Origin of the sequence: Alkalinema pantanalense CENA528 (assembly GCF_050753345.1) — a bacterium.
Classification (GTDB): Bacteria; Cyanobacteriota; Cyanobacteriia; order Leptolyngbyales; family Leptolyngbyaceae; genus Alkalinema; species Alkalinema pantanalense.
Genome location: NZ_JBLZFX010000079.1, coordinates 19657 through 27711, shown reverse-complemented (window position 1 = coordinate 27711; position 8055 = coordinate 19657). Strand labels below are relative to the sequence as shown.

General features: G+C 51.4%; 7 protein-coding genes and 1 pseudogene. 5 read left to right on the top strand and 3 right to left on the bottom strand.

Going from position 1 to position 8055, the window contains the following annotated elements; genetic code table 11:
* From ACN4EG_RS20540 to ACN4EG_RS20530, 3 genes and pseudogenes are all read left to right on the top strand, one after another.
* Positions 1-135, top strand: a pseudogene (locus ACN4EG_RS20540) (IS110 family transposase); the annotation flags it as partial.
* A 192-nt stretch (positions 136-327) separates the two neighbouring features.
* Positions 328-609: a hypothetical protein gene (locus tag ACN4EG_RS20535; protein ID WP_431632056.1), complete on the top strand. Its 282-nt coding sequence runs from the start codon at positions 328-330 to the stop codon at positions 607-609.
* Positions 599-844, top strand: a complete 246-nt coding sequence (locus ACN4EG_RS20530) for a hypothetical protein (protein ID WP_431632055.1) — start codon at positions 599-601, stop codon at positions 842-844. Before ACN4EG_RS20535 ends, ACN4EG_RS20530 begins: the two co-directional genes overlap by 11 nt.
* A gap of 130 nt (positions 845-974) precedes the next feature.
* Here the strand turns inward: ACN4EG_RS20530 and ACN4EG_RS20525 are convergent, their stop codons facing one another.
* The 3 genes from ACN4EG_RS20525 to ACN4EG_RS20515 form a co-directional block, all read right to left on the bottom strand.
* Positions 975-1712 (bottom strand): DUF4079 domain-containing protein, encoded by a 738-nt coding sequence (locus ACN4EG_RS20525; protein WP_431632054.1) that lies wholly within the window; start codon positions 1710-1712, stop codon positions 975-977.
* A gap of 176 nt (positions 1713-1888) precedes the next feature.
* Positions 1889-2980: a 3-deoxy-7-phosphoheptulonate synthase gene (locus tag ACN4EG_RS20520; RefSeq protein WP_431632053.1), complete on the bottom strand. Its 1092-nt coding sequence runs from the start codon at positions 2978-2980 to the stop codon at positions 1889-1891.
* Between the two features lie 168 nt (positions 2981-3148).
* Positions 3149-4414 carry a hybrid sensor histidine kinase/response regulator gene (locus tag ACN4EG_RS20515; protein WP_431632052.1) on the bottom strand — a complete coding sequence of 422 codons (1266 nt, stop codon included), beginning with the start codon at positions 4412-4414 and terminating at the stop codon, positions 3149-3151.
* A gap of 4 nt (positions 4415-4418) precedes the next feature.
* Between ACN4EG_RS20515 and ACN4EG_RS20510 the strand changes: the two genes are divergently transcribed.
* Together ACN4EG_RS20510 and ACN4EG_RS20505 are read left to right on the top strand one after the other, a co-directional pair.
* Positions 4419-4541 carry a hypothetical protein gene (locus ACN4EG_RS20510; RefSeq protein WP_431632051.1) on the top strand — a complete coding sequence of 41 codons (123 nt, stop codon included), beginning with the start codon at positions 4419-4421 and terminating at the stop codon, positions 4539-4541.
* A 169-nt stretch (positions 4542-4710) separates the two neighbouring features.
* The gene (locus tag ACN4EG_RS20505; RefSeq protein WP_431632050.1) at positions 4711-7992 is read left to right on the top strand and encodes a DUF4347 domain-containing protein; all 3282 of its coding nucleotides are present in this window, start codon (positions 4711-4713) and stop codon (positions 7990-7992) included.
* Positions 7993-8055 lie beyond the last annotated feature (63 nt).

The following is an 8055-nucleotide window of genomic DNA, read 5'->3' as shown; positions in this document are numbered from 1 at the left end:
AAGGCCAAGAAGGTTGCGTTAGTGGCTTGTATGCGAAAGTTGCTGACGATTCTCAATGCCATGGTCAAGCAGGGAACCTTCTGGAACCCTGCGGCCATAGCTAATCCAGGGCAAGTTCTGCCCCAACCTACTTGACTTTCAAGATAATCGCTAGCCCCCCTTAAAAAGGGGGGAATTCATCAAATTCTTTCAAAGTCCCCCTTAAAAAGGGGGATTTAGGGGGATCGTTATGTATTGCAATCACAAGTTGATTCGGTATTAGTCCGACCTTCCTGATTCACTGAGCAACCCAATGAAATAGAAACCAACTGAAGGAATTAGTATTCAATGAAAAAAGTAGAAATTATCGATCGGCTCTCAGGACTCAGCCCAGCAATCCTGTCAACCACCCCCTACGCCCAAGCCCGCAACATCCCACCCTCAGCCATTCAAAACGCCCTCGCCAGCCTCAGCCCCGACTCCACCTGGGAAGACATCAAACTTCTGGTACTCCTGGATCTCAGTCGAGAAATCCAAAGCATCGCCACCAACATGATGGCCGACCTGACCGACACCGAAGTCGCCGATCGCGCCGAAAAAGCCTACGAGAACTTAATCGATGAAAATTAAAAATAAAGAACGCTGGCCAGGAATCGCATGGGAAACATCCCCCCACATCATCGGCTCCGTAGGCGCTGAAGCCCTGTGGTTAATCGGATACGAAGAAGGCTCCAACGCCGCGATCGTCGCCCGATCGTTCGAGGCCATCCCCCAAGAGCTGGCCCCCTGCTACCTCTACGAACTGCTATCCCAACAAGACCCCGTAACCATAACCGAAGCACTCAAACCCCTAGACACCCCATAATCCCTGATGCAGTGACCCACCGCCCCGTCCACCCATCCACCCACCTACCCGTCTACCCATCCACCCATCCACCCAACTAGGATTTTATTTGTACACTATTCCCCTAGGGTGGCAGCTTGTCTCGCCCTGCTTATTTCAGCGATTTCGTCACGGGGGGACAGGTTTTGTAGGTAGGCGAAGCTTTGTCAAAGTCGCAGGCATACACCGTAGACTCCTGCCAACTCAGAGGAATTTCTAACAAATCGCGGGTTCCCGTAATGCCCTGGGCAATAAATAAAATCATCGCAAGGGTATTGGCTGCAATATGAACCCTGCGCCAGGTTTGACTGCGATCGCGATAGATATCCGGCAAAATGGCTAACGAAAACACCATCAATAACGTTGCCGCCAACCCAGAATAAAAATGAGAAATCAGCCACTCATTATCCCGCCGAAAAATTCCCTCCTGCCAGCCTAAAACAATTAACCCGATCGCCGTTAACCCAGCAAACGTAAACCGCCAAACCCGTTGGTTCGCTGCTTTAAAAATACCCCACAGTGCGCCTAGGGTAATGCCATAGGTCAGCAGCACCAGCAGCACTTGCAGAGGCATTTGACTCCAGGCTTGCTGCTTGAGCCAGAAGGCCACCATGGGACGGGCACAGCCGAGTAAATAGATGCCAATCACCGCGATCGCGAGCCAGTGCCCCGTTTGTACATGTTCTGGGCCAACGTTGGCGGGAATTTTTTTGCGATCGTCACTGGAACCTAAACGCCGCGATCGGGTCAGCACCGCACGACTCACCACAATCCCCAACAGCGGAAACACGACCGTAACGGCCAAAATCGGATGCAACAATCGCAGCCAATCCACCAGATTCAATTCCATAATTGACTTTCCTCGGTAAACCCCTAGGCGATCGGCCATCACTTAAAGGCTCGATCGGAGTTGGCCCGATCGCAACCAGCCCTAGCCCCTGACAATCGCCTTAAACAAAACAGGGAGGCTCGATCGAACCGCCCTGTTCACCTCATATTACGCAGGAGAAGCCAAATTGGATGGGACTAAACCGTTAAGGTTTGTGGCTGCGCAGGAACACTCGCCGGAGCTTGACTGGGAACGGCCTCCGCCAAGGTATGGAGCATTTCCACCGTCGTCTCAAAGTTCACGCAAGCATCGGTAATGCTTTGCCCATAGGTCATCTGGCTCAAGTCCTTGGGAATGGACTGATTGCCCTCCACTAAATGGCTTTCGACCATCACCCCCATGAGGTAGGGTGAGCCCGCCTTGAGTTGCTCTGCCAGATTTTGCAGCACGATCGGTTGATTGCGATAATCCTTGCTGCTGTTGCCGTGGCTGCAATCGACCATCGATCGGGTTGCCAGTCCCTGCCGCCCCATTTCCATCGCCGCCTTGGCCAAATCCTCAGCGCTGAAATTCGGGCCATCTTTGCCGCCGCGCAGCACCAAGTGACAGTCGGGATTCCCCGTAGTGGCCACAATACTGGCGCGACCTTCGGTGTCAACGCCCAGGAAATGGTGAGGGTGGCTGGCGGACAAAATCGCATTGATAGCAATGTGGAAGCCACCATCAGTGCCGTTCTTAAAGCCCACCGGCATGGACAGGCCCGAGGACATTTCCCGGTGGGTTTGGCTTTCGGTGGTTCTCGCCCCGATCGCACTCCAGGAAATTAAATCCGCAATGTATTGGGGAATGATGGGATCGAGCAGTTCTGTGGCGCTGGGTATCCCCATATCAGCCAAGTCCAGCATCAGCTTGCGAGCCAGACGTAGACCCGTGTTGATGTCATAGCTGCCGTCCAAGTGGGGGTCGTTGATCAAGCCTTTCCAGCCCGTTGTAGTGCGAGGCTTCTCAAAATAGACCCGCATGACAATTTCCAGCTTGTCTGCCAGGGCTTCCCGCAGCGTCAGAAGCTTTTCTCCATATTCTAGGGCTGCTCCCACATCATGGATCGAGCAAGGCCCCACAATCACCAAGAGGCGATCGTCTTCTTTCCGTAAAATCTGCCGAATTCGATCGCGGGTTTCAGCCACCAAGGCCGCCGCCGCTTCAGTAATGGGAAACTCGGACTTCAGCTTGGCTGGAGTCATGAGTGCCCGTGTGTCAACAACATGTAAATCGCTAGTCTTATGCATAGGGAGAGTCAACTTGCAGGAACTGGCAGGCTGCGATCGGCCAAATGCGCAATCCTAACAACCTACTCTGTTCGATCGAAATAATCCTTGGGTCTGCACTCACTCTAGCAGGCAAACTGGACGATAGGAAAGCCAAAAGAGTAAACCCAACCAAGAGGCCAATGGGGATCAGGAAAGACTCTGGATAAACTGGCCAGATCGACGCTCCAGAAGCTCTTGGTACTGCGGCAGGAGAAACTCAACGCACAGTCCTTGGCCCGGTTGACTGATGGCATTAATCCGTCCGCCGTGGGCGAGGATAATTTGACGACAGAGGAATAAGCCCAGCCCGAGGCCGACCGATCGCTGTGCCCGATTGCCGCCTCTTGCGTAGCGCTCAAACAGCGAATCACATTCTGTTTGATTCATGCCCACCCCATCGTCTTGGACGGAAAATTTCACGCCATCCTCGGTGGCGGTTGCACTGAGACGAATGGTGAGGCCGGGAGCGTTATATTTCAGCGCATTGGAAATCAGGTTGTCGAAGACGCGCTGCAGCTGGAGACCATCGGCCACTACGGCGGGTAGGGTAGTGGGTAAGTCGAGAATCAGTCGTCCCTGTTGCGCCTGAACTAAGGCTTCTAGCTCTTGGACGATGTTTTGCAAAAAGCGATCGACTTGGAGGGGTTCCTGCCGCAGTTGCAAACCATGGATTTCGCTAAAGTGTGCTTCGACTAACGTTTCCAGCAGTTTGAGTTGCCGATCGCCCCCTTCGACTAAGCGATCGAGGACATTGCGAGGTAGAACGATCGGATCCTCTGAGCGAGATTGTAATCGTCGTAGAACCATCAACATTCCTGTCAGCGGGGTGCGGAGGTCGTGGGAGACGGCATGGAGAAAGTCATCTTTCAATTGGCTGAGGATCTGTAGCTCTTGCAAACTGTGGTTGAGTTGGGCGGTGCGTTGTTGAACTTGCTGTTCTAGCCCCTCATTGAGGATCAGAACATGGTGATAGAGGTCTTGAAGTTCTTGGTTTTGTTGTTCGATCTGCTGGGCTTGGAGATAGCTATGGATGGCTTTTTTGACGGTTAGGGTCAGGTCTTCGCTGTGCCAAGGTTTGAGGATAAAACGGTAGAGTTGGGCAGCTTCGATCGTGCGGCTGACGGCTTCCAAATCGGCTTGACCACTGAGCAAGATCTTGAGGGATTGGGGGGATTGGGTATGGCAGAGGCGCAGCAGTTCGTCCCCCTTGAGTCCCGGCATGATGTAGTCGGCAATGATGACGGCAATGGGATGCTGGGTGCTTTGGAGGTCTTCAAGTAACTCTAGGGCTTCTGCGCCATCTTCGGCGGTTTCTACTAGACAGGTGGAACTGATCGATCGACGTAGTTCGATCTTGAGACTGTCTAAAACCGTCGGCTCGTCATCGACGCAAATAACGACGGGTTTTTTCATAGCGGTGCAGCCCCTACCTCAAGATTACAGAGTCGATTTACAGAGTCGATTTACAGAGTCGATCGGCTTGATGGAACAGCCTTTCCAAATTCTATCGATTGTCCGTCCGATCGGGCAGCAAAGTTAGGACTCCGCAATTTTGCTGAACTCGCAGAAAAATAATGCAGACAAAGTGCAGTACAGGGTTGAACAGGGAACTCTAGGCCAATGTTCTGGCTGGTTGACTTGTGCCAACTTGCATCCCAGGAACACCCAACTCACTCAATCATTGCACCAACATTGCACCCAAGAAGTCTATGGACACCTTGCAGTCTCTCTCTGTTGCTGGACAATCGCTTTCTACTGTACTGCCCCAATCTGCCTATCAAACTTCGCTCGCGTCCCCGACGTTGGGCGCAGGGAGTCGATCGCTGCTCTTCATTGATGCGGGGGTACAGGATGCCGCAACATTATTGCAAGGGGTGCAACCGGGAACAGAGGTCTACCAACTCAGGTCTGGAGAAGATGCGATCGCCCAAATTACCCAAACGCTTCTGGGACAACAGGGCATTTCTAGTCTGCACATCATTTCCCATGGCCAGGATGGGGAATTAGATTTTGCCAATGGGACGTTGAACTTGGCAACGCTACCGAGTTATGTCAATCAGATCCGATCGTGGGGCGATGCGCTGACGGCGGATGCGGATATTTTGCTGTATGGCTGTAATGTGGCGCAGGATGGGGCAGGCAAGGCGTTTGTCAATCTGCTTGCCCAGGTGACGGGGGCGGATGTAGCCGCTTCCGATGACCTGACGGGCAATAGCGCTCTGGGCGGCGACTGGGATTTGGAATTTCAGATAGGGATAATAGATTCATCGCTGGCATTCTCCATCGACACCTTACAGTCTTACAAAGCAGTCTTACCTACATTTTTTACAGAGAACTTTGATGCCGTTGGAGTCTCTACGTTACCTGCAGGCTGGACATTTTCTACAACGGGCGGAGTGACAGGCTGGACAGTTACTAATTCAAGCAGCAGTTCAGGCAGCAATAGTGTTTTTGCAATTAATCCATCGACTAACAGTACAAATTTTTTAAATTCACCCACAATTAATAGTATATCTGCAGGCTCCCAGTTGATATTTCAGCATAGATATCAAACAGATAGCAGCTACGACGGAGGCGTTTTAGAGATTTCAATCAACGGTGGAACATTTACTGACATTCTGGCTGCCGGAGGCAGCTTTGTTCAAGGTGGTTATACAGGCCCATTAAATGGGGAGGAAAATAGTCCCTTAGGAACAAGGCAAGCTTGGTGGGGCTCCCTAGGGACTTTCTCAAAGGTTATTGCTAACTTACCATCTGCCGCAGTCGGCCAAAATATTCAATTGCGTTGGGGCTTTAGTGCAGGTGATACATTTGGAGAAGAAGGTTGGTTTATTGATGACATTACTATTGCTTTGAATGAAGCCCCTACGGGATTGGCATTGACCAATACCATCACCCAACTGGCAGAAAATACAGCCATTGGTTCTGGCATCAAGGTTGCAGATATAAGTGTCACTGATGATGGTGTTGGCACCAATACCATCAGCCTCTCCGGGGCCGATGCCGCCAGCTTCCAAATCCAAGGCAACGCTCTTTACTACATCGGTGCTAGCCCCAACTTTGAAGCCAAAAACCAATACGATGTTACAGTTAACGTAGACGACTTCTCTGTTGGTTCCACACCTGACCAAAGCCAGAACTTCACTCTCAACATCACTGATGCAAACGATGCTCCTACCGCTTTGGCATTGACCAATACCGTCACCCAACTCGCAGAAAATTCAACCATTGGTTCTGGCATTAAAGTTGCGGACTTGACTATCACCGACGATGCACTGGGCACCAACACCCTCAGCCTCTCCGGAGCCGATGCCGCCAGCTTCCAAATCCAAGGCAACGCTCTCTACTACATCGGTACTAGCCCCAATTTTGAAGCCAAAAACCAATACAACGTCACCGTTAACGTAGACGATACTTCTGTGGGTTCCACACCGGATCAAAGCCAGAACTTCACGTTGAGCATCACTGATGTCAACGAAGCTCCCACTGCTTTAGCGCTAACCAATACCGTCACCCAACTCGCAGAAAATTCAACCATTGGTTCTGGCATTAAAGTTGCGGACTTGACTATCACCGACGACGCACTGGGCACCAACACCCTCAGCCTCTCCGGAGCCGATGCCGCCAGCTTCCAAATCCAAGGCAACGCTCTCTACTACATCGGTACTAGACCCAACTTTGAAGCTAAAAACCAATACAACGTCACCGTTAACGTCGATGATACTTCCGTCGGTGCCACACCGGATCAAAGCCAGAACTTCACGTTGAATATCACTGATGTCAACGAAGCTCCTACTGCACTAGCGCTAACCAATACCGTTACTCAACTAGCCACCAAGACAACCGTTGGTTCTGGCATCAAGGTCGCAGATATCACCATCACCGATGACGCTTTAGGTACCAACACCCTTAGCCTCTCCGGGGCCGATGCCGCTAGCTTCCAAATCCAAGGCAACGCTCTCTACTACATCGGTGCTAGCCCCAACTTCGCGACAAAACGTCAGTACAACGTCACCGTTAACGTCGATGATGCTTCCGTCGGTACCACACCTGACCAAAGCCAATCCTTCACTCTCAACATCACCAATCCTGGGGCATCAGATATTTTCTGGCGTAATCCCTCCGGTGGTAACGTCCTGTGGCGCTTCGATGGAGAAACCGTCGCCCAAGCCAACGCATTACCTACGATCGTTGACCCCAACTGGATCATGAAAGGTCGAGGTGACTTCAACCAAGACGGCCAACAAGACATGCTGTGGCAACACAAATACTCCGGTGAACTCTATCTATGGGCAATGAACGGCACCCAAATCCAAGGTGGTCAAGCCCTCGGCGTCGTCGATAGTGCTTGGAGCCTCCAAGGCATGGCCGACTTCAACAACGATGGACGCATCAATCTCCTCTGGCGACACCGCATGGGCGATTTACTCCTCTGGCAAATGAACGCCGCTGGCTACAGCAGCAGTGTTGGGCTGGGCAAAGTCTCAGATACTAATTGGCAAGTCATGCAGATTACTGATCTCAATAATGACGGTAATGTCGAAATCCTTTGGCGCAATAAACAGCACAATTGGAACTACGCCTGGAGCATGAACAAAACCCAATTCGCCTCGGCCTTCTCGATCGGAGATACCACTGCCGACTGGAAACTCAAAGCTATCACTGACTTCAATGGCGATGGTCAAAAAGATATCCTGTGGCAGAACAGCACCACCGGAGAAGTCAGCCTCTGGGCTAACTTCAGCAACCAGTTTAACTATCGGGTCAAACTGGGACAAGTCCCCACCGATTGGCAGATTGAATTCACTATCCAACTCAACAGCCAAGGTAGCCAGGGACTGTTCTGGAAAAACAAAAACACCGATGAAGTCGTGATCTGGCGCACCAGTCAGTTCCAAGTCATTGGTGGCAATAGCTATGCCCGAATTGGCAATACCCAGTGGAAAGTGCGCAACTATTCCAATGACTACACTGTAGATAACGCCGTGTAATGTCACACCCAACTAACATGCACAATTAATCGAAGTTAAATCACTCAGCATCCAAGTTCCATC